Raw genomic sequence first — 19,671 nt, forward strand, 5'->3', positions numbered from 1 at the left:
GCCCAATTCACCAACTTGTTGCACGGAATCGTCCAAATGAGCAATCGTATCGCATTTCAGGGAGAACCAGGCGCCTATAGCCACGAGGCCTGCCGCAATGCACGCCCCGATATGGAGGCCCTGCCCTGCCGCACATTCGAAGATGTAATCGAATCGGTTCGGTCAGGCGAGGCTGATCTGGCGATGTTGCCGGTCGAAAACACCACCTATGGCCGGGTTGCCGATATTCACCGTCTTTTGCCCCATAGTGGGCTGCACATCATTGATGAGGCCTTCGTGCGCGTGCATATTAACCTGCTGGCCGTCCCAGGTGCTACGCTTGAGGACGTCACCGAGGCGCATTCGCATCTGGTTCTGCTGCCCCAATGCGCAGGCTTTCTGAAACAACACAACATTCGTGGCCGTGTCAGTCCCGACAATGCGCGTGCCGCGCGTGAGGTCTCGGAACAGGGTGATCCGCATTCGGCAGCGCTGGCCAGCGAGCTGGCAGGCGAAATCTATGGGCTGAACGTGCTGGCTCGTCACATCGAAGATCAGGATAACAACACCACACGATTCCTGGTGATGTCACGGCAGGCGGACATGTCCCGGCGTGGCCCGCACGGCATGATCACCAGCTTCGTGTTTCAGGTACGCAACATTCCGGCGGCGTTGTACAAAGCGATGGGCGGCTTTGCCACCAATGGCATCAACATGACCAAGCTGGAAAGCTATATGGTCGACGGTTCCTTCACCGCGACCCAGTTTTATGCCGATATCGTCGGACACCCCGATGATCGCAACGTGCAGCTGGCCATGGAAGAGCTGGAGCATTTCACCACCAATGTCGAAGTGCTGGGCGTTTACCCCGCGGCGCATCCGCGCGGGTAAAGCCTCGGCTTCACCCGACAGTATAGGCTTTGCATACAGCCCCCTCGTGGGATCTGTAATCGACAAACCCAATGGCGGTGTAGTAGGCCAATCCTTCTGCGTTACTTGCCGCAATGGTGGCGTCAATGGCGGGAAGTCCCTGCGCTTTCGCGACCTTCAATGTCGCCTGAAACAGGGCCCGCCCCACTCCGCAGCGCGCGGCAAAGGGTCGGATATGGGTTCCAATGATCCCCCAGCCAACCTGTACCCCATAAGGATTGTCTGCGACCGCCCGTTTCATGGATTGAAACCCCAAAATCCGCTTATCACGGATCGCCACAACACATGTCAGCTGATCCGGGTGCCCAACATAATGAGTGGCTACAAATTCCGGATCGCTCGGTCTGGTGCGTTTTCCGGCAGCCGGAATTTCCTGCAACACGTCAGAAATGCCCAGGACATCGTCCAGATCGACCGGTCGAATGGTCAGCTTGTCCATCGTCGCCTCAGGTCAGGAACCATGCCGATGACGCTCTTCCATCTCTCGGGCGAACTCACTGAGCCGCAGTTGAAATTGCCGGCGGAACCGCGACTGACCCAGCCTCAGTGACTGAAGCAACAGGCGCGCTGGCAGAGATTTCGCGGCCAGCGACATCTCAACGCTCAGGCGGGTACGGCGCTGCGAAAGGGCCAGAAATTCAACAGTTGTTATCCCGTTCATGCCCTTGCTTGCGGCCTGAAACCGCATCATGGCCGGTGGGTCACACTCTGCCATCTCAATCGCAACATGGCGGGGCTTGCCGCGCAGATTGAACTCAGTTTCCCACTGCGTGCCGGGCACAACGCCCATATGGCCCGACATGCGCCGCACTTCGATCCCACGGCGCATCGCCATGCGTTCGAACCGCTCAAAATCAGCGACCATTTCGAAAACCGCGTTGATCGGGGCTTCGATATCTTCGCGTGCTGTAAACTGCATCGTGGTTCGTGGGTCTCTTTGTCTGTCGGCTTATTATTTTGTCAGTCCAGCGTATCCGCAAGCCAGTTTTGCAACAGAAAATGCGCAATGGCCCCCTTGCGGGCAGGCAGCAGAACCGGGTGTTCACCGGCGAAGGCTTGCATCATCTCAGGCTTGCTGACCCACATCGCGTCTTCGATTTCCACCGGGTCAATGGTGATCTCGCGCGACAGCGCCTCACCCGCGCAACCAAACATCAGCGAGGCCGGGAACGGCCAGGGCTGACTGGACAGGTAACGGACCGGGCCAACGGGCACGCCCGCCTCTTCCATCACCTCGCGCCGAACCGCAGCCTCAAGCGTTTCTCCGGGCTCCACAAAACCGGCCAACAGCGAATACATCCCCTCGGGCCAGCCCGGAGACCGCCCCATCAGAACCGAATCCCCATGTGTGATCAGCATGATGACCACAGGATCGGTGCGCGGGAAATGTTGCCCGCTGCATTCAGGGCAACTGCGCTGCCACCCAGCCTGCGAGACTTGGCTGGGCGCCCCACAGCGAGCGCAGAATCGATGCGATTCGTGCCAGCCGATAACTGCTTTGGCCGCCGCCGCCAGCTCTGCGTCACGAGCAGACAGGCGGGTCATGATCCGGCGCAACTCGGCAAAGACATGGCCCTGGGGCAGGTCCGGGTGCTGTTGTTCTGACGGATCGACAAAGGCGCCAACCTGCGACAGGTCCAACCCGTCAGGGGACCAGTCCGAGATATCCAGCGCAAAGACCGGATCTCCATCCGAAAGGCCCAGAAACACCGGCTCTTCAATACTGCTGCCAGGGCCGTTTTCCACCAGTCGATGCGTCATGGGAATTAGTCCAAGCCGGTCCAACGCTTCCCCTTGAACCAGCGGCTTGCCGCGCCATAGCAGCAGGCAAGAGGCCAGTGGGTGGGCCCGCGCCTGCGTCAATTGGTTGGAATCACTTCGAATATGCGCCGCGCGATCCAACCCCGAGCTGCCAAAAGTCACAAGTTCCGCGTGTTTCATAGCAAATCCCCTGGGTCGTCGGCACAGGGCTGCCACGGCTGCCCCTTTGTTGCAATGGCAATTCCTACCGCCCGAAAACCTGAGGCCACCAATTGATCACAAGTACACCATACAAGTTGCATATATTATACTTTTTGGGGAAAATGATTAACATATAACCGCCAGAAGTAGAATTTTGACACACCCCTCACCTTCGTCCCGCGCGTCACTGAAGATACGGATTCTGGCAACATCCGATCTGCACATGAATCTTTGTGGCTTCGATTATTATTCAGACACCTCCGACCCCTCGATCGGCTTTACGCGGACTGCCAACCTGATCCGCGCGGCCCGATCCGAGGCTGACGCGCAGGGTGCTCTAGTGCTGCTGTGCGACAACGGAGATTCGCTGCAGGGCACGCCTCTGGGGGAATGGGCAGTCGAGCCGGAGAACGCACCGCATATCTTGATGCGGGCTTTTGCAGAGCTGGGCTATGACGCCATTGGGCTAGGCAACCACGATTTCGGCCTTGGTCTGGAGACGTTGGATCGCACAATTGCAGATGCAGCCTGCCCAGTGATCTGCAGCAATGCCCATCGTCAAGACGCCGAACCCTCCTGGCAAGATCATGCAGTCTTTACACGAGCAGCTTGTTACGGTGAACAGCAGGTTGCGCTGAAAATCGGCGTTTTTTCAGTCCTGCCGCCGCAGACGGCTAAATGGGAGGGTCACCGACTGCATGGCAAGGTTGTCATGGGTGATATCCTGACATGCGCCGCGCAAAAGGTGACGGATCTAAGAGCGCTTGGCTGCGACCTGGTGCTTGCGTTGGGACACACGGGACTAGGGCCAACCGAACCACAACCGGATTTGGAAAATGCGATTATCCCTTTGGCCGGGATCGAGGGCATTGATGCCTTGATTGCCGGGCATTCTCATCTAACACTGCCCGGCAACGCCCATGACGGCGTTGAACATGTCGATGCAAGCCGAGGGCTGGTTCATGGCAAACCAGTGGTCATGCCCGGTGCCTTTGGATCCTCTCTTGGGGTGATCGACCTAGCCATCAACAGAACGGAAAACGGTGGCTGGACGGTGCAGGATCATCGCACCAGCCTGCGGCCGGTATGCCCGTCAAAATCCGGAATGTCTTCAGAACCTGTCGCGGAAGATCCGGATTTGGTGAAGTTGTTCGCCAAAGGGCATTTGGAAATCCGGCGCCGTACGGCGCAGCCGGTCGGTCAAACCGATCAACATCTGCATAGCTATTTCAGCTTTTGCGCCCCTGATCGGGGGCTTGTTCTGACCGCAGCGGCCCAAGCTGCCGCGCTACGACCCTTTCTGCAGGACACGCCCTTCGCGGCTTTGCCAGTTCTATCCGCAACCGCGCCCTCAAAGTTCGGAGGGCGGGCCGGTCCAAGGTTTTTCACCGATGTCCTGCCCGGTCAGATATGCCTGCGCCATGTCAACGATGTGTATGCGTTTCCCAATGAGCTACGGGCAGTGGTCGTGGCCAGAGAGGAGATTAGCGACTGGCTGGAAATGTCTGCGGCCGTGTTTAATCAGATCATGCCGGGGCAAGAGACCACTTTGATTGATTCCAGTCGGGCAGGGCATAATTTCGATATTATTCAGGGGATTACTTATCAAATCGACCTCTCACAGCCATCGCGTTTCGATGCCAGCGGTCGCCTGATTGACCCCGCATATCGACGCATTTGGAACATCTGCTTTGACGGACACCCCATAGCTGCCGATCAACAATTCGTCGTTGCGTTGAACAATTACCGCGCCAATGGCGGGGGCCACTTTCCCTTTGTGGACCGGGTCAAACCCATCGCACTGCCTATTCTACCCTTCCAGCGTGTCCTGCGGGACTATCTGTCCGGCGTATTACCACAAGACCCTTTGCATCAAATGCCTTATCCCTTTGAATTTGCGCCGATACCGGGCGCGACAACACTCCTGCGGACCGGTCCCAAAGCGCGGACCTGCATTGCCGAGCTTAAGAAATATGATCCTTACGTGGTCGGAGAAGATGATGAGGGGTTTTTGCTGATCCGTTTGACGCTCTGACGGGTTGTGTTTCCTGCGCCTGTTGCCTATATCAAGCCCTGAGAGGTTGGCGCGGGCGAGCGCCTCGCCAACCTGGTCAGGTCCGGAAGGAAGCAGCCACAACGAGCCCCGCTTGGGTCGATGTCCAACCTCTCACTTTAACTTCCCCATATTGAAATGTTGCGCGCAGGCGAAAAGGTCTAAGCAATCAACCGCGGCCAGACCGCCGCGCTGCGCCGGGCGAAAGCACCGATATGGCCAACCTTGGACAGGCCGAACTCGCCCGGAGAGAGCAAATGACGGTGCGCGTTGGGCCCATACAGATCGGCCAGCCGCCAAACCGCATTCGACGGCACCAGATCGTCATCCTCAAAGCTGAACAGATCCACGGGTGTCTCTGACTGTGCCCAGCGGGCCTCGGGCAAGGTCACGCCGATTTCGGGCAGGTAGTTGCGCGGCGCGGTGCACCAGCGACGCCACTGCCAATAGACGCTGGCCGGCAGGTCCGCCCCGAATCCCAGCGCCTTGCCCGGCAGATAACCCAATGCCTTCACGGCCAGAGGCGCATGCCCGTACCAGAATAGCAAAGCCAGCGCCCGATAGGGCCAGGGATGGTCCGACACGGTCACCGGCCCGGCACAGACGCAGATCATGCGGTCGATCTGATCAATATCCGGTTGAATCGGCCCCAGCATACCGCCGACGGAATGGCCGATGCTCCACTGTTGCGCGTCGGGATATCGCCGCCGCATCTCGGCCCGGGCCGCAGGCATGTCGATCAAGGCCCAATCCGCCATCGTGGCCCGCGCCGCTTGCAATGGTCCCTTCAGAGAGTGACCAAAATCGCGGTAATCATAAGTCAGACAGGCCATGCCGCGCTCTGCAGCCAGCCAGCGCGCAAAATGCTGGTAATAGTCGCGCGGTACTCCGGTAGCGCTGTGGAGCACCACCGCGGCCTGAGGCTCGGTCACCGGCAGATACAGCCGGGCCGACAGTTGATGCGGACCGGAAGGAAACCGAATATCCTCGGTCAGAACGGCTTGTGCGGTGTCCAGCATGGCGCCCTCAATCTGAACTGATCAGTTCACCACTCAAACGGCCTTGTTTGCTGCCCTAAGTCAATCCCGTTTTAGCATGACCATGCGTCCACTTTCCCGGTCAAAAGGCCGCTTGACTCAGGTCACCTCGACCCGCTAGCGATTGGGTGATGGTTCTCGTCCCCGGTTCCGGGGCGGGATGAAAAGGGAACACGGTGCGGTCCTTCTCGGGAAACCGGAACGGACCAAGGCCGCGACTGCCCCCGCAACTGTAAGCGGTGAGCAATGCCGAAACGCCACTGGCCGCAAGGCTGGGAAGGTCGGCAAAGCAACGACCCGCAAGTCAGGAGACCTGCCATCAAACCAAAACCGAAACTCGGGCGGGGTGTCCGGGCAGGTCGTCAGCACGCTGTCACACCTGATCCATGCCCCTCGTCCCACGCGCGGAGGGCGCAAAATGATCTGGAAGACAAAGACGCACCAATTTACCGCAACTGTGTGTCAGAAAACCGGCAAAACCTGCCCCGCTCTGGCGCAGATGGCGCGCGCCATCGTACAGGCGATGGATGCCGCCGTTCCTGCGACAACGCCTGATTTTGAATTCGACGGGAACAGTGAGCTGGCCTATTGCGCGCAAGGCTGCAGAGCACGGTTTCGCGCGCAGAAAGACCTGATCCGGGTCTTTTGCGGCACCGGCGATGAAACGTCACTCGAGTCGCTGGACGATTATGCGGATATGATGTTTGGACCTGACGTGATCATTCGCCCGGCAGGCATACTAACCACTCTGCCCTGCGCGATGCTTGAGGTCACTAAGCTTCAACCCATCGCAGTGGCACAGCCACAGCAGCAAGTGGCGCTCTGATCTAGCTGCTCGACTGAGGGAAGGTGGCCCAATCCATCTGGCCCTCGGTTTCGACAGCACAGGGCCGTACCGCACGCAATCGGCTCAACGCCGTCTCTGGTAATTCGCCATTCTCGACCATTAGGCGCAAAACAATCATCCCGGACCGGCCACAGCCGCCCCTGCAATGCACCAGCACCCGCCCCGCACGAGACAAGATACGCGTGGCCGTTGCGCTGACCTTAATCCACGCGACGTCGGTCGCAGGGGACGGCGCTCCAAAATCCGCGACTGGTAAATGCGCCCATTCGATATTGTGCGCGCGCAGGTCATCGCCCAAACCGCCAGCGCCCTCTTGCAGAATTTCAACCCCGGTGGTCATCGAGATCACAAGATCCGGCTGCCAATCGCGAATGATACCCAAATCGCGCACGTACCCACCACTTCGTCCCGGCAGCGGCGACAGGGCAACAGTGCCGTTTCCTACGGGCAAAGCGTAAATTGCAAACTGAACCATGCCGCGTCCTCCTTGGGCATCGCTTGTAAAACGCGCAATCTGCCCTGCAAACCGAAATTCACTCAAGCCTGCTGTGGACGCGGGCGGCGGGGGTCTCTACGCTGCATCGGAACCCGAATCCGACAGAGCAGACATGAACGACACGCCCAGCCCCGCCTATCAGGTTCTCGCCCGAAAATATCGCCCGGAAACCTTTGCCGACCTTGTGGGTCAGGACGCGATGGTGCGCACGCTGAAAAACGCGTTCGAAGCCGACCGGATCGCGCAGGCTTTCATCATGACCGGCATCCGCGGCACCGGGAAAACCACCACGGCGCGGATCATCGCCAAGGGCATGAACTGCATCGGTCCGGATGGTGAAGGCAAGCCAACGACTGAGCCCTGCGGCCAGTGCGAACATTGCGTGGCCATTATGGAAGGCCGCCATGTCGACGTGATGGAGATGGATGCCGCCAGTCGGACCGGCGTCAACGATATCCGCGAGATCATCGACAGCGTCCGCTATCGTGCCGCCAGCGCGCGCTACAAGATCTACATCATCGACGAGGTCCACATGCTGTCGACCAGTGCGTTCAACGCGCTGCTCAAGACGCTTGAGGAACCGCCCGAGCATGTGAAGTTCATCTTTGCCACCACCGAGATTCGCAAAGTGCCGGTCACGGTGCTGTCGCGCTGTCAACGGTTCGACCTGCGTCGGATCGAACCCGAGGACATGATCGGCCTGCTCAACAAGATTGCGTTAGCCGAGAATGCTCAGATCGCCGATGACGCGCTGGCGCTGATCACCCGCGCGGCCGAAGGCTCGGCCCGGGACGCGACCTCGCTGCTGGATCAGGCGATCAGCCACGGAGCAGGCGAAACCAGCGCTGATCAGGTGCGAGCAATGCTGGGCCTGGCTGATCGCGGACGGGTGCTGGATCTGATGGACATGATCCTGCGCGGTGACGCAGCGGGCGCACTGACCGAGTTGGGCGGGCAATATGCCGAAGGCGCCGACCCATTGGCTGTGCTGCGCGACCTGGCCGAGATCACCCATTGGGTATCCGTTGTTAAAATCACGCCCGATGCAGCCGACGACCCCACCGTTTCACCGGACGAACGGTCGCGCGGTCAACAGTTGGCCGAGGCGTTGCCGATGCGTGTCCTGACGCGAATGTGGCAGATGCTGCTAAAGGCACTCGAAGAGGTCTCGGCGGCCCCGAATGCCATGATGGCAGCCGAGATGGCGGTGATCCGCCTGACCCACGTGGCCGACCTGCCCAGCCCGGAAGAGCTGATCAAACGATTGCAGGACACGCCTCCGGGTCCGCCAATTGGCGGACCCGGAGGCGGAATTCCGGCGCCCTCGCATGCCGCAGTTCAGACGCAGGCACCAGTGGCCACTTCTTACGCAGCGCCGGCCCATAGCGGAGGCGGTGGACCCAGCGCAGCTTTGGCACAAGACGTACAGGCTGCGCTGGCACGTTATCCGACCTTTGACCACGTGGTCGAACTGATCCGTGCAAACCGCGATGGCGTATTGCTGGACGAGGTCAAACGTTCCTTGCGGCTGGTGGCCTACCAGCCCGGACGCATCGAATTTCAGCCGACCGAGCGTGCCTCAGCGCAGTTGCCACAACGTCTGGGAACTGCGCTACAGCGATGGACCGGCAACCGCTGGGCCGTGACAGTCGTTAACGAAGGCGGTGGCGAAACGATCTATGAAAAGGAAAACGCGGTTGAGGAAGCGCTGAAGGCCGAAGCCAGGGAACATCCGCTGGTGCAGGCCGTTCTGGCCCAGTTCCCCAAGGCGCGGATCAAAAGTATCGAAACGCCAGAACAGCGTGCGGCCAAGATCGAAACCGAAGCCCTGCCCGAAGTCGAAGACGAATGGGACCCGTTCGAGGAGGGCTGAGCTACATCCGACTACAAACCGAAACACTCCCGCGCCTGCCACGGGGCCATCGGCTGACGCCGACACTCCTGAGCGGGCTTGGACCCAACGGAAGGAAAGGTCTTGTCAAGGATCTTGATGACGGGCGGAAGGACCCTCGCCACTTGTACCTCGCCTGTACCACCCGTATTTAGGCGACAAAGTGATACATAGGAGAATACCGATGCTCAAAGGACTCGGCGGTCTGGGCGACATGGCCAAGATGATGAAATCCGCGCAGGACTTGCAGGCCAAGATGACGGATATGCAAGAAGAGCTGAACAACATGATGGTTGTCGGCGAATCTGGTGCCGGGCTGGTTAAGGCCACCGCTACCGCGAAAGGTGAGCTGAAAGGTCTGGACATCGACCCGTCGATCTTCAACGGTGACGACAAGGAAGTGGTCGAGGACTTGATCCTGGCCGCCATCAAGGACGCTCAGACCAAAGCGACTGAACGCGCACAGGCCGAAATGGGAAAGCTGACCGAAAGCATGGGCCTGCCCGCAGACATCAAGCTGCCATTCTGATACACCCTCCTGACGGATCATCGGCCGGGCGCCCCTGCTCGGCCCATATGCAGGAACGCGCCCGGTGAGTTCGAACAGCGATATCGACAACCTAATCGACCTGATGGCCAAGCTGCCCGGCCTCGGCCCTCGCTCGGCCCGCCGCGCCGTGCTGCACCTGATCCGCAAACGCGCCCTGCTGCTGACGCCCCTATCGGACACCATGCAGCAGGTTGCCGTTACCGCCCGCGAATGCCTGAACTGCGGCAATGTGGGCACCACCGATATCTGTGACATCTGCGACAACGAGGACCGTGCGACCGGAGAGCTGTGCGTGGTCGAAGACGTCGCCGACCTGTGGGCAATGGAGCGCGCGGGCGTGTTCAAAGGCCGCTATCACGTTTTGGGCGGCACATTGTCGGCGCTGGACGGGGTCGGGCCGGATGAATTGCGCATCCCCCGCCTCAAAGACCGCGTGACAGCCGAAGGGATCACCGAGATCATCCTCGCCCTGAACGCCACCGTCGACGGCCAGACCACCGCCCATTACATCGCCGATCAGTTGGAGGGGCACGTCCGCCTGACCTCACTGGCGCAGGGCGTGCCGATTGGTGGAGAGCTGGATTATCTGGACGACGGGACGATTACGGCAGCGTTGCGGGCGCGGAAGGAATTGTAAACCTTTACTCTTTCATTCCATTCAATTAACCCCGATCCGACTTAAAACCACCGAAAACCAAGGCACTATTATTGTACAAACTCGCATTTCACGTATTTCGTATTTATTGGCTGCCGGTATTGTTTGCATCAGCGCTCTTGTTTTTACTGGATATCTGGGGACAAGGAAGTATTGGTCGATCTCTTGTGCCAACACTAATGGTATATGGCTACTTAGCGTTCGCATTTCATTACACACTGCTCACCGGAGCCACCACTTCGGTGTTCAAAATTTCGAGCCAAACCCCTTCTCCGAATTGGAGCTTCTGGGTCGCATTTATTCTTCCGATTTTCATCTTGCTTTTGGCGATGGTTAGCACCTTTTTCATTATCAAAGCCAAACTGCCAGCTGAGGCGCTTTCTGGAGACGCTGCACTGGGGTTCGCCATGCTCGTTTCACTTCCGTTGTTTGGCCTGTTACTCGCCGCAATCGGAACAATGATACCGGCTGCAGCGATCCAGGCTTCAACGGGTGTTCGCCCTGCTTTGAAGCGAGCGCGGAGAAGCTTCTGGTTTATTCTTTGGAGGCTTATAACTGGCCCCACGGTTTTTACTTTGGTTTTTGTGGGCGTTGCCTTTACGATGACTCAAAATGGCCTTGACTCAACTGTTCCAGAAACGTTCGCAGGGATCACATTTTCAAATGCCACGTACCACACGGTGGCTGGGTTTCTAGGAATATTCAACACTGCCCTTACTGCCTCCATCTTTTCTATGGCGTATACGAGGGTCGAAGAAGGTAGAAAACTGCAGCCATCATCCAGAACCTAAGTTACAGTCTGCGAAAGTGTTTTTTTACAAACTTTGGAAGCTCGGTAAAGCTTGCCGGATGAACAAACTGCTATTTTCAGGAAACGACACAATGACCCGCCTTCTCGCCCTCACCTTCGCCGCCTTCACCGCTGCCGCCGCTTGGTCGCAGGAACTGATCGACAAGGGCTTTGTTGAGGGCTGGAACATCATGATGGACCCCGCGCTTGGCAATGGGTGCCTGATCCAGACGATCTATCAGGACCTCTCGGTGGTGCGTATCGGCTATGACGCGCTCGACAATCGCGGGTATTTCGCCGTCTACAACAAGGCCTGGGGCGATATCGAGCAGGGTAAAAGCTATCCGATCCGGTTCGAGCTGGACGGCGAGAGCTTTGACGCCAACGCCATTGGCTTCAATCAGCGTGACGTACCAGGCGCGACGGTGTTCTTCACCGACCGCAGTTTCGTCAACGCCATCGCGCAGAACAAAACTATGACCGTCTATAACCCGGCCGGTGAGGTGGTGATGGCGATTGATCTCAAAGGCACCGCCAAAGCGCTGGACTATGCCCGCGATTGCCAGAACCGGAAACTTTAACGAATCGGATCGAACTGCGCGTTTTTGGCCGTGCAATCGCGGATCACGTCGCGGCCACAAGGCACCGGGTCAAGGGCGCGGGACAGGCACAGGCGCACCTCTTCGATGTAACCCTGCTTGCAGGTGATGGTGATCATGTCTGGCTGCAACGCAGGGTTCGCTTTCAGGAACGCCTCTTCTACCACCGACGCAGGCAGTTTGACAGGAGTGTCCAACTGACGGAACACCTCGGGGCGTTGAACGCCATCATAGGACTGCCGTGACAGCGCGAAATAGTCCGGGGCGCTCAGGCCCGAGCAGGTGCCGTGCTTTTTCCACTGATGCCAAGCCAGCCCCGAACTGCCCTGAATATCCGTCATTTCCCGAGTCATGCGACGCGTCGGCGGCGCCTCGGACGTACGGCAATATGCAGGCCAGCCCTGATGGAACTGAGGCCACAGCCCGTGCAATATCCAACCGTGATCATGGCGCGTATCGCATTGATCTGACCCACGCGCATCACCTTCGCGGGCGCACCAGTTGGGCGACCAGCTCAGCGACAGGACGTAATAGTCGAATTCACCGGCTTTCTCTCCGTCCGCCAATGCCGCGACCGCGCTAAAAACCCACAAAATCACCCAGCGCATTCGCCTCTTCCCTTCTTGCCTTGCCGCGACTATATAGGCCCCAAGTTCCCCGACAACGGAAACCTGCCCCAAGAACAAGGGGCCGCCGAATTCCGGCGACGGGACAGATGTATTTATAGGAGACGGGCTGATGGCAAAACCGCTTATGGCCAAGGCAACAGCCGTATGGCTGGTGGACAACACCACGATCAGCTTCAAGCAGATCGCGGATTTCGTGGGCATGCACGAACTTGAGGTGCAGGGCATCGCCGATGGCGATGTGGCCACTGGCGTCAAAGGGTTCGACCCGATCGCCAACAACCAGCTGACCCAGGACGAGATCGACTCGGCGCAGAATAACCCGCTGCACAAGCTGAAGCTCAAGTTCAACGCTGCTGCCGCTGGCGAGGAAAAGCGCCGTGGTCCGCGTTATACCCCGCTGTCCAAACGGCAGGACCGTCCGAACTCGATCCTGTGGCTGGTCAAGTTCCACCCAGAACTCAGCGACGGTCAGATTGCCAAGCTGGTGGGTACAACCAAACCGACCATCCAGTCGATCCGCGAGCGCACCCACTGGAACATCTCCAACATGCAGCCGATCGACCCGGTTGCGTTGGGCCTGTGCAAACAGTCCGAGCTGGACGCGATTGTTCAGAAAGCCGCAGCCAAGAAAGCCGCCGAAGGTGGCGTCATGAGCGATGACGAACGTCGCAAGCTGGTCTCGACCGAGCAATCGTTGGAAATGGACGCCGCGCCGAAAATCCCGACCGCCATCGAGGGTCTGGAAACCTTCTCACTGTCCGACGACCCAGTGGAAGAGAAAGACGAAGAGCCGATCCTCGACGCCGACAGCTTCTTCAACCTGCCCAAAGGCGGGGCTGAGGACGAAGACGAAGACGATCTACGCCCCTAAGGCACAGATGGCCTCGGTTTTGACGAGCCGGGGCTTTTTTCCCGCAGGGAATTCATGCTCACTATCCTGTCCAAAATCTTTGGCCCGCATCGTGCCGTCTCAATCTATGGCTTTCTGAAGACATGGGGTTTGCTGGTTGTGGCAATCGTCGGCATCATCACGATTGCCGCGACGCTACTGGTGGTCAATGACGACGGCACCCACGAACATGACTCGTACCTGACCGTCTCGGTTCTGTCAGCAACTCCGGTGAATGGGGATCTGAAATACGGCGTCATTGCCTCAGTTCAGCTACCCGATGGCTCAGCCACATCGATTAACGAACCCAAAGAGCATATCGCTCGGACTGTTGGCGCCACAGCCTGCGTAGAAAAACGCATCTATGTAATCAGCGGAGAGGCACGGTATCGCTTCAAACAGCCGAGCCTCTGCGAGGCCAACCAATAAGCAAAACCGCCCGGAGGTATCTCCGGGCGGTTTTTCCTTCAGATCATCTGAAACAGGATACCGGCAATGATTGCTCCGGTAATCCCAAGCCCCAGATAGGTGGCGAAGACCCGCGGTTTGACCAGCGACCACACGGCAGCCATCGCCGGGATCGAGCTGACCGCACCCGCGATCATGAACGACATGGCGGCACCTGCGCTCATCCCCTGTTCCGTCAGCCCTGCCAACAGTGGCGGCGCGACGTAGGAGTTCAGATAGGCCGGCATCCCGACCAGCGCCGCGATCACGATGGGTAGGATGCCTTCGCCGCCAACCACACGGGCGATCAGATCGGCGGGGACATAACTGACCAACAGCGCCTCAAGCACATAGGCCAGTGCCAGCCATTTCAGCAGGAACAGCGCGTTGTGAACGAATTCCGACCGGAACCGTTGACGACGTTCAGCTTCCTGCCAAAACCGCCAAACCGGTTTGTCGTCCTGCTTAGAACCGCAGCTGCCGCATCCGGCCGGTTTGTAGTCGCGCAGCGGTTGGGCAAAAGCGCCCGAGCGCATCAGACCACGCACAACGAAGCCTCCGAACAGACCCAGCGCCACCGCCGCAACCGCCTTTCCAATAGCAAACGGCCACCCCAATGCGCCTGCGGTGATCAACAAGGTCGGCGGGTCGATCAACGGAGAGCTGAGCCAGAATGCCATCACGGCAGACAATGGCGCACCTAGCGACAGCAATCCAGCGATGAAGGGGATGACCTCGCACGAACAGAATGGAGCCAATCCACCAAACACCGCAGCAAGGAAGATCATCCGCGTCTCGCGCCCTTCAAAGGCGCGGGCCACCATGACCTCGGCTCCGGTTGCCTTGAGGTAGGACAGCAATAGCACGGCAAACAGAATGTACTGACCGGTGTGGAGCAGCGCCTTGCCAGCAAAAATCACGACCTCACTCCAGTTGCCGGGATCCAGCACGGCCACGGCGGCAAGGATCGCCACGATCAGTGCCCATGGGGTTTTGATCAGGTCAACCGCCTTAACTGACACTTTGGGATTTTGCGTAAGTTCAGCCATCGTTCGCGGCCTTTCCCACTTCGTCAGCGCAGCATTCGGCAAGAATGAATTGCGCCAGGTTTCTCAATTCGTCATAGCAGGCACGGTTGATCGTGCTGCGGCCGACTTTCTCTTGTTCAACCACTCCACCCGCGGCCAGAAACCGAAGGTGATGGGCCAGCGTTGACGGGGCGATTCCCGTCCGTTCCTGAATTTCACCAACCGTCAGCCCCGCCTGCCCGGCGCGGACTAAAGTTCTCAGAACCTTCAGCCGGGCCTCGGACCCCATGGCCGAAAATCCTGCTGCAGCAGTTTCCCACATATTCGATTCTCCATTAAACTAGATTTCTAGTTATTTAGATTAATCGAACCACCCGGTCAACCATGGCGACGCAGAATTCTTTGAAAAAGCCATAAGTCCAGATTGCTCATCTTTTAGGTCCACCCTATAAGACCTCATGGCAATATCGGTCGATACATTCTTTCTTGAGCTGAACGGGCAAGGCACGCTGCAGGCGCAAATCCAACAGATGATTGCCGAGGGCATTCTATCCGGCAGATTTCATGTGGGGGAAAAGCTGCCCTCATCGCGCAAACTGGCCGCCCATCTGGGCGTCAGCCGGATCACTGTGACGCTGGCCTATACCGAGCTGCTGGCCAATGATTATCTGACGGCAAAAGGGCGTTCGGGCTATTTCGTTTCGCAAAACGCACCGGTGCCGCCAAAATATATGCCCCTTCAGCGCGGTACGGAAAATGTCGATTGGGACGCAGCGCTGGCTCGTAAATTTTCGGGCGGCGATATGCTGTCCAAACCCCGTGACTGGCGCAATTACCGCTATCCGTTCATCTACGGACAGGCCGATCGCAACCTTTTTGACCATGCCAATTGGCGCCTCTGCGCCGTGCGCGCACTGGGCCACAAGGATTTCGAATCCCTCACCACTGATTACGTGGATCAGGATGATCCGCTGCTGATCGAATTCATCGCCCGCCACACCTTGCCCCGGCGTGGCATAGCCGCCCGTCCCGAAGAGATCCTGATCACCATGGGCGCGCAGAACGCGCTGTGGCTTGCCTCTCGTATTTTACTGACTCACAATCGCACTGCGGTGATCGAAAACCCCTGCTACTATTCCTTGCGCAGCCTGCTAGAGCATTGGGATTGCGACGTGACTCCGATACCCGTCGACCGCGACGGGTTGCCCCCCGATGCGCTGCCTGATGCAACGGATGTCATCTTCACCACGCCCAGTCACCAAAGCCCGACCACGGCAACCATGCCCGTCGACCGCAGGCACAAACTGCTTGAACGCGCGCGTGATTTGGATGCGATGGTGGTCGAGGACGACTATGAATTCGAAATGGCCTTTCTGGGCGCGCCCTCACCGGCCTTGAAGTCGATGGACCGCGATGGTCGTGTGATCTATGTCGGCAGCTTTTCAAAATCTTTGTTTCCGGGATTGCGCCTTGGATACATGGTCGGCTCGGAACCATTCATCCGCGAGGCGCGGGCACTACGCTCATTGGTATTGCGCCACCCGCCGGGGCATATCCAGCGTACCGCCGCCTATTTTCTGTCGCTGGGCCATTACGACGCGCAGATTCGGCGCATGTCAAAAGCGCTGGCGAACAGGCGCGCAACGCTGGACAAAGCAATTGACGAACACGGGTTGACCGTCGCCGGGCGTGGCATCATGGGTGGGTCATCCCTGTGGATGTCAGCCCCGGACCATGTCGACACCGCCCAACTGGCCCGCACATTGCAGGGTCAAAGCGTCCATATCGAACCCGGTGCACCTTTTTTTTCGGGGCCGGATCAGCCGAAGAACTTCTATCGCATCGGCTATTCCTCGATCCGGCAGGACCGTATTGAACCCGGCGTGAAACTGATCGCTGAAGCCATTTGTGCCTGTTAGCGGTACGCTGGACCTATTCCGCAAATCCATCTGGCCCTAACGCAGCCCTGCCCCATAGGCCAAAACCGTATGCAAAGGCGGGGCGCCGTGCCCGGCCATTCCACACATGCGCGGAGATCACACACATGAAAATGACGACTGAAGAGGCTTTTGTTAAGGTCCTGCAAATGCACGGTATCGAACATGCGTTCGGTATCATTGGCTCGGCGATGATGCCGATCTCGGATATTTTCCCGAAGGCTGGAATTTCGTTCTGGGACTGCGCCCACGAAGGGTCGGGCGGCATGATGGCCGACGGTTACACCCGCGCGACCGGCAAGATGTCGATGATGATCGCGCAGAACGGCCCTGGCATCACCAACTTTGTAACGGCAGTGAAAACCGCATACTGGAACCACACGCCAGTTCTGCTGATCACACCACAGGCCGCAAACAAGACCATCGGTCAGGGCGGTTTCCAGGAGATGGAGCAAATGCGCATGTTCTCGGACTGCGTGGCTTATCAGGAAGAACTGCGTGACCCGTCGCGTGTTGCCGAAGTTCTGAACCGGGTAATCCTGCAGGCCAAACGTGCGTCGGCACCGGCGCAGATGAACATCCCGCGCGATATGTGGACCCAGGTTGTCGACATCGAGCTGCCGAAGATCGTCGAATTCGCCCGCACCGCAGGCGGTGACGAGGCGCTTCAGGAAGCAGCGGACATTCTGTCGGAAGCCAAATTCCCGGTTATCCTGAACGGTGCCGGTGTTGTTCTGGCAGATGCAATTCCGGCCTCGGCCGAATTGGCCGAGCGTCTGACCGCACCGGTTTGCGTTGGTTATCAGCACAATGACGCGTTCCCTGGTTCGCACCCCCTGTTTGCCGGCCCGCTGGGCTATAACGGCTCGAAAGCCGGGATGGAGTTGATCAGCAAGGCTGACGTGGTTCTGGCTTTGGGTACACGTCTTAACCCGTTCTCGACCCTGCCCGGCTATGGCATCAACTACTGGCCTACAGATGCGAAGATCATCCAGGTAGACCTGAACCCGGATCGGATTGGTCTGACCAAAGACGTCACTGTCGGCATCGTCGGCGACGCCAAGAAAGTTGCCGAAGGTCTGCTGGCCCGTCTGGGTGACCATGCTGGTGACGCAGGTCGCGAAGATCGCAAAAACACTATTGCTACGACCAAATCGGCATGGGCGCAGGAACTGAGCTCGCTGACGCACGAAAACGACGATCCGGGCACCACCTGGAACGAGCGTGCCCGTGCCGCTAAGCCTGACTGGATGAGCCCACGCATGGCATGGCGCGCGATTCAGGCGGCACTGCCCACAGAGGCAATCATCTCGTCCGATATCGGCAACAACTGCGCCATCGGCAACGCCTACCCGTCGTTCGAAGAAGGCCGCAAGTATCTGGCCCCGGGTCTGTTCGGTCCCTGCGGCTATGGCCTGCCAGCGGTTATCGGCGCCAAGATTGGCTGCCCCGATGTTCCGGTTGTCGGCTTCTCGGGTGACGGCGCATTCGGTATCGCAGTGAACGAGCTGACGGCGATTGGTCGTGACGAATGGCCGGCCGTGACGCAGATCGTTTTCCGCAACTACCAGTGGGGTGCAGAAAAACGTAATTCGACCCTGTGGTTCGACGACAACTTTGTCGGCACCGAGCTGGACACCAAAGTGTCGTATGCGGGCATCGCACAGGCTTGTGGTCTGAAGGGCGTTCAGGCGCGCACACAGGACGAGCTGACTGCGGCCCTGAACCAGGCGATCATCGATCAGAAGAACGGCATCACTACGCTGATCGAAGCTATGATCAACCAGGAATTGGGTGACCCGTTCCGCCGCGATGCGATGAAGAAGCCCGTCGAGGTCGCTGGTATCGACGCTGCGGACATGAAGTCCCAGGCCGGAGCATAAATACGTGAAGCCCCTACGCCAAATTCTTGGGGCTGCCACCAGTTCCAAAAAGATCATCGCCCTTGCTGAGGGCGATGATCCACGCGTCGTAGAAGGTGCGCTGAAAGCGCGTGCCGAGAATGCGGCCGATATCATTCTTGTGGGAGATCACGCCAAGATCACCGCTTTGCTGGCGGAAAAAGGCGGATCGGATGTGGACGGGATTACCATCCATGACCCCGTGACATCCCCCCACACGGATCGGTTCGCCACCGCTTACTATGAGCTGCGCAAGCACAAGGGCATGACGCCCGAAAATGCGCGGAAACTGATCAAAAACCGCCTGAACTATGCCGCCATGCTGGTCCATCTGGGGCTGGCCGACGGAACCGTGGGCGGTGCTGTTGAAACCACCTCGGACACTGTGCGCGCCGCGTTGCAGATCATCGGCAAAGCGCCAAGCGCCCATATGGTGTCCAGCTTCTTCCTGATGATCTATGACCGCGACCACCACGCGGTTCAGGGTGCTCATATTTTCGCCGATTGCGGTCTGGTCGTTGATCCCGACGAACGGGAACTGGCCGAAATCGCGCAGGCCTCTGCCGCGTCGTACCACGCGCTGACCGGCCAAGAGCCCCGCGTTGCAATGCTGTCCTTTTCCACCAGCGGCAGCGCCAACCACCCCAAGGTTTCCAAGGTGGTCGAGGCCACAAAAATCGCCAAGGCTGCAAGCCCACATCTGCTGATCGACGGCGAGCTACAGTTCGACGCCGCCTATGTGCCCGAGGTCGCCAGCAAAAAGGCCAAGGACTCGCCGTTGAAGGGGCAGGCCAATGTGTTTGTCTTCCCAAACCTCGATGCCGGGAACCTTGGCTACAAGATTGCACAGCGTATTGGCGGGGCCGAGGCCGTCGGGCCGGTTCTGCAAGGACTGGCGAAACCGGCAAACGACTTGTCACGCGGCTGTTCAGCTGATGATGTGCTGCACATGATCGCCGTGACTGCCGTTCAGGCCCAGCACGCCGATGCCGAGCCCGAAACGTGTTGAACCTCACCCGACATAACTTCGGCGGCAAGCCCGCAGATGGTG

21 protein-coding genes, 1 other RNA gene and 1 riboswitch are annotated in these 19,671 nt (G+C 58.7%); of the genes, 14 read left to right on the plus strand and 8 right to left on the minus strand.

Going from position 1 to position 19,671, the window contains the following annotated elements:
* Positions 1–36: 36 nt before the first annotated feature.
* Complete coding sequence (locus tag RUE5091_RS16530) at positions 37–870, plus strand: prephenate dehydratase (RefSeq protein ID WP_058283050.1); 834 nt, start codon at positions 37–39, stop codon at positions 868–870.
* Positions 871–880: 10 nt separating this feature from the next.
* Here RUE5091_RS16530 and RUE5091_RS16535 read toward each other — a convergent pair whose 3' ends face one another.
* From RUE5091_RS16535 to nudC, 3 genes are read right to left on the minus strand one after another with little or no spacing between them, the layout of a single operon-like run.
* On the minus strand, positions 881–1,348 hold the full coding sequence (locus RUE5091_RS16535) for a GNAT family N-acetyltransferase (protein ID WP_058283051.1): 468 nt from the start codon (positions 1,346–1,348) through the stop codon (positions 881–883).
* A 12-nt stretch (positions 1,349–1,360) separates the two neighbouring features.
* Entirely contained in the window at positions 1,361–1,828 is a 468-nt protein-coding gene (locus RUE5091_RS16540) for an SRPBCC family protein (protein WP_058283052.1), read from the minus strand.
* Between the two features lie 41 nt (positions 1,829–1,869).
* The gene (gene nudC, locus RUE5091_RS16545) at positions 1,870–2,850 is read right to left on the minus strand and encodes an NAD(+) diphosphatase (protein WP_058283053.1); all 981 of its coding nucleotides are present in this window, start codon (positions 2,848–2,850) and stop codon (positions 1,870–1,872) included.
* Between the two features lie 175 nt (positions 2,851–3,025).
* Here nudC and RUE5091_RS16550 point away from each other — a divergent pair, with 175 nt between their 5' ends.
* A complete protein-coding gene (locus RUE5091_RS16550; RefSeq protein ID WP_243470807.1) occupies positions 3,026–4,906 on the plus strand; it encodes a bifunctional 2',3'-cyclic-nucleotide 2'-phosphodiesterase/3'-nucleotidase in 1,881 nt (626 codons plus the stop codon).
* Between the two features lie 39 nt (positions 4,907–4,945).
* An RNA gene (gene ffs / locus RUE5091_RS22710) (signal recognition particle sRNA small type) lies at positions 4,946–5,044 on the plus strand.
* A gap of 41 nt (positions 5,045–5,085) precedes the next feature.
* Here ffs and RUE5091_RS16555 read toward each other — a convergent pair.
* Positions 5,086–5,943: an alpha/beta hydrolase family protein gene (locus RUE5091_RS16555; protein WP_058283055.1), complete on the minus strand. Its 858-nt coding sequence runs from the start codon at positions 5,941–5,943 to the stop codon at positions 5,086–5,088.
* A 133-nt stretch (positions 5,944–6,076) separates the two neighbouring features.
* Positions 6,077–6,296, plus strand: a riboswitch (cobalamin riboswitch).
* A gap of 83 nt (positions 6,297–6,379) precedes the next feature.
* Here RUE5091_RS16555 and RUE5091_RS16560 point away from each other — a divergent pair.
* A complete protein-coding gene (locus RUE5091_RS16560; RefSeq protein ID WP_058283148.1) occupies positions 6,380–6,787 on the plus strand; it encodes a hypothetical protein in 408 nt (135 codons plus the stop codon).
* A gap of 1 nt (position 6,788) precedes the next feature.
* Here the strand turns inward: RUE5091_RS16560 and RUE5091_RS16565 are convergent, their stop codons facing one another.
* On the minus strand, positions 6,789–7,283 hold the full coding sequence (locus tag RUE5091_RS16565) for a protein-tyrosine phosphatase family protein (RefSeq protein WP_058283056.1): 495 nt from the start codon (positions 7,281–7,283) through the stop codon (positions 6,789–6,791).
* A gap of 133 nt (positions 7,284–7,416) precedes the next feature.
* Between RUE5091_RS16565 and RUE5091_RS16570 the strand changes: the two genes are divergently transcribed.
* From RUE5091_RS16570 to RUE5091_RS16590, 5 genes are all read left to right on the plus strand, one after another.
* On the plus strand, positions 7,417–9,177 hold the full coding sequence (locus tag RUE5091_RS16570) for a DNA polymerase III subunit gamma/tau (protein WP_058283149.1): 1,761 nt from the start codon (positions 7,417–7,419) through the stop codon (positions 9,175–9,177).
* 202 nt (positions 9,178–9,379) lie between these two features.
* The gene (locus RUE5091_RS16575; RefSeq protein WP_058283057.1) at positions 9,380–9,724 is read left to right on the plus strand and encodes a YbaB/EbfC family nucleoid-associated protein; all 345 of its coding nucleotides are present in this window, start codon (positions 9,380–9,382) and stop codon (positions 9,722–9,724) included.
* A gap of 64 nt (positions 9,725–9,788) precedes the next feature.
* Positions 9,789–10,382 carry a recombination mediator RecR gene (gene recR, locus RUE5091_RS16580; protein ID WP_058283058.1) on the plus strand — a complete coding sequence of 198 codons (594 nt, stop codon included), beginning with the start codon at positions 9,789–9,791 and terminating at the stop codon, positions 10,380–10,382.
* Between the two features lie 71 nt (positions 10,383–10,453).
* A complete protein-coding gene (locus RUE5091_RS16585) occupies positions 10,454–11,191 on the plus strand; it encodes a hypothetical protein (protein WP_131726331.1) in 738 nt (245 codons plus the stop codon).
* A gap of 91 nt (positions 11,192–11,282) precedes the next feature.
* Positions 11,283–11,771: a hypothetical protein gene (locus RUE5091_RS16590; protein ID WP_058283150.1), complete on the plus strand. Its 489-nt coding sequence runs from the start codon at positions 11,283–11,285 to the stop codon at positions 11,769–11,771.
* On the opposite strand, the gene RUE5091_RS16595 is transcribed toward RUE5091_RS16590, so the two are convergent.
* Positions 11,768–12,397: a ribonuclease T2 family protein gene (locus RUE5091_RS16595; RefSeq protein WP_058283060.1), complete on the minus strand. Its 630-nt coding sequence runs from the start codon at positions 12,395–12,397 to the stop codon at positions 11,768–11,770. The genes RUE5091_RS16590 and RUE5091_RS16595 overlap by 4 nt on opposite strands.
* A gap of 130 nt (positions 12,398–12,527) precedes the next feature.
* Here RUE5091_RS16595 and RUE5091_RS16600 point away from each other — a divergent pair, with 130 nt between their 5' ends.
* Both RUE5091_RS16600 and RUE5091_RS16605 read left to right on the plus strand, forming a co-directional pair.
* Positions 12,528–13,289, plus strand: coding sequence for a DUF1013 domain-containing protein (locus RUE5091_RS16600; protein WP_058283061.1), 762 nt, complete (start codon positions 12,528–12,530; stop codon positions 13,287–13,289).
* A gap of 54 nt (positions 13,290–13,343) precedes the next feature.
* Entirely contained in the window at positions 13,344–13,736 is a 393-nt protein-coding gene (locus tag RUE5091_RS16605) for a hypothetical protein (protein ID WP_058283062.1), read from the plus strand.
* Positions 13,737–13,774: 38 nt separating this feature from the next.
* On the opposite strand, the gene RUE5091_RS16610 is transcribed toward RUE5091_RS16605, so the two are convergent.
* Both RUE5091_RS16610 and RUE5091_RS16615 read right to left on the minus strand, forming a co-directional pair.
* On the minus strand, positions 13,775–14,803 hold the full coding sequence (locus tag RUE5091_RS16610) for a permease (RefSeq protein ID WP_058283063.1): 1,029 nt from the start codon (positions 14,801–14,803) through the stop codon (positions 13,775–13,777).
* A complete protein-coding gene (locus RUE5091_RS16615) occupies positions 14,796–15,104 on the minus strand; it encodes an ArsR/SmtB family transcription factor (protein ID WP_058283064.1) in 309 nt (102 codons plus the stop codon). The genes RUE5091_RS16610 and RUE5091_RS16615 overlap by 8 nt, the downstream gene beginning before the upstream one ends.
* Before the next feature lie 136 nt (positions 15,105–15,240).
* On the opposite strand from RUE5091_RS16615, the gene pdxR reads away from it, so the two are divergent.
* The 3 genes from pdxR (at position 15,241) to pta (ending at position 19,629) form a co-directional block, all read left to right on the plus strand.
* Entirely contained in the window at positions 15,241–16,701 is a 1,461-nt protein-coding gene (gene pdxR / locus RUE5091_RS16620; RefSeq protein ID WP_058283065.1) for a MocR-like pyridoxine biosynthesis transcription factor PdxR, read from the plus strand.
* A 125-nt stretch (positions 16,702–16,826) separates the two neighbouring features.
* Positions 16,827–18,602 carry a sulfoacetaldehyde acetyltransferase gene (xsc, locus tag RUE5091_RS16625; protein WP_058283066.1) on the plus strand — a complete coding sequence of 592 codons (1,776 nt, stop codon included), beginning with the start codon at positions 16,827–16,829 and terminating at the stop codon, positions 18,600–18,602.
* Between the two features lie 4 nt (positions 18,603–18,606).
* Complete coding sequence (pta, locus tag RUE5091_RS16630; protein ID WP_058283067.1) at positions 18,607–19,629, plus strand: phosphate acetyltransferase; 1,023 nt, start codon at positions 18,607–18,609, stop codon at positions 19,627–19,629.
* Positions 19,630–19,671 lie beyond the last annotated feature (42 nt).

It is taken from the genome of Ruegeria denitrificans, from assembly GCF_001458295.1.
Classification (GTDB): domain Bacteria; phylum Pseudomonadota; class Alphaproteobacteria; order Rhodobacterales; family Rhodobacteraceae; genus Ruegeria; species Ruegeria denitrificans.

Coding starts and splice junctions, on each gene's coding strand:
- RUE5091_RS16530 (WP_058283050.1), top strand. CDS start 37: ATGAGCAATCGTATCGCATTTCAGGGAGAACCAGGCGCCTATAGCCAC.
- RUE5091_RS16535 (WP_058283051.1), bottom strand. CDS start 1,348: ATGGACAAGCTGACCATTCGACCGGTCGATCTGGACGATGTCCTGGGC.
- RUE5091_RS16540 (WP_058283052.1), bottom strand. CDS start 1,828: ATGCAGTTTACAGCACGCGAAGATATCGAAGCCCCGATCAACGCGGTT.
- nudC (WP_058283053.1), bottom strand. CDS start 2,850: ATGAAACACGCGGAACTTGTGACTTTTGGCAGCTCGGGGTTGGATCGC.
- RUE5091_RS16555 (WP_058283055.1), bottom strand. CDS start 5,943: ATGCTGGACACCGCACAAGCCGTTCTGACCGAGGATATTCGGTTTCCT.
- RUE5091_RS16560 (WP_058283148.1), top strand. CDS start 6,380: ATGATCTGGAAGACAAAGACGCACCAATTTACCGCAACTGTGTGTCAG.
- RUE5091_RS16565 (WP_058283056.1), bottom strand. CDS start 7,283: ATGGTTCAGTTTGCAATTTACGCTTTGCCCGTAGGAAACGGCACTGTT.
- RUE5091_RS16570 (WP_058283149.1), top strand. CDS start 7,417: ATGAACGACACGCCCAGCCCCGCCTATCAGGTTCTCGCCCGAAAATAT.
- RUE5091_RS16575 (WP_058283057.1), top strand. CDS start 9,380: ATGCTCAAAGGACTCGGCGGTCTGGGCGACATGGCCAAGATGATGAAA.
- RUE5091_RS16590 (WP_058283150.1), top strand. CDS start 11,283: ATGACCCGCCTTCTCGCCCTCACCTTCGCCGCCTTCACCGCTGCCGCC.
- RUE5091_RS16595 (WP_058283060.1), bottom strand. CDS start 12,397: ATGCGCTGGGTGATTTTGTGGGTTTTTAGCGCGGTCGCGGCATTGGCG.
- RUE5091_RS16600 (WP_058283061.1), top strand. CDS start 12,528: ATGGCAAAACCGCTTATGGCCAAGGCAACAGCCGTATGGCTGGTGGAC.
- RUE5091_RS16605 (WP_058283062.1), top strand. CDS start 13,344: ATGCTCACTATCCTGTCCAAAATCTTTGGCCCGCATCGTGCCGTCTCA.
- RUE5091_RS16610 (WP_058283063.1), bottom strand. CDS start 14,803: ATGGCTGAACTTACGCAAAATCCCAAAGTGTCAGTTAAGGCGGTTGAC.
- RUE5091_RS16615 (WP_058283064.1), bottom strand. CDS start 15,104: ATGTGGGAAACTGCTGCAGCAGGATTTTCGGCCATGGGGTCCGAGGCC.
- pdxR (WP_058283065.1), top strand. CDS start 15,241: ATGGCAATATCGGTCGATACATTCTTTCTTGAGCTGAACGGGCAAGGC.
- xsc (WP_058283066.1), top strand. CDS start 16,827: ATGAAAATGACGACTGAAGAGGCTTTTGTTAAGGTCCTGCAAATGCAC.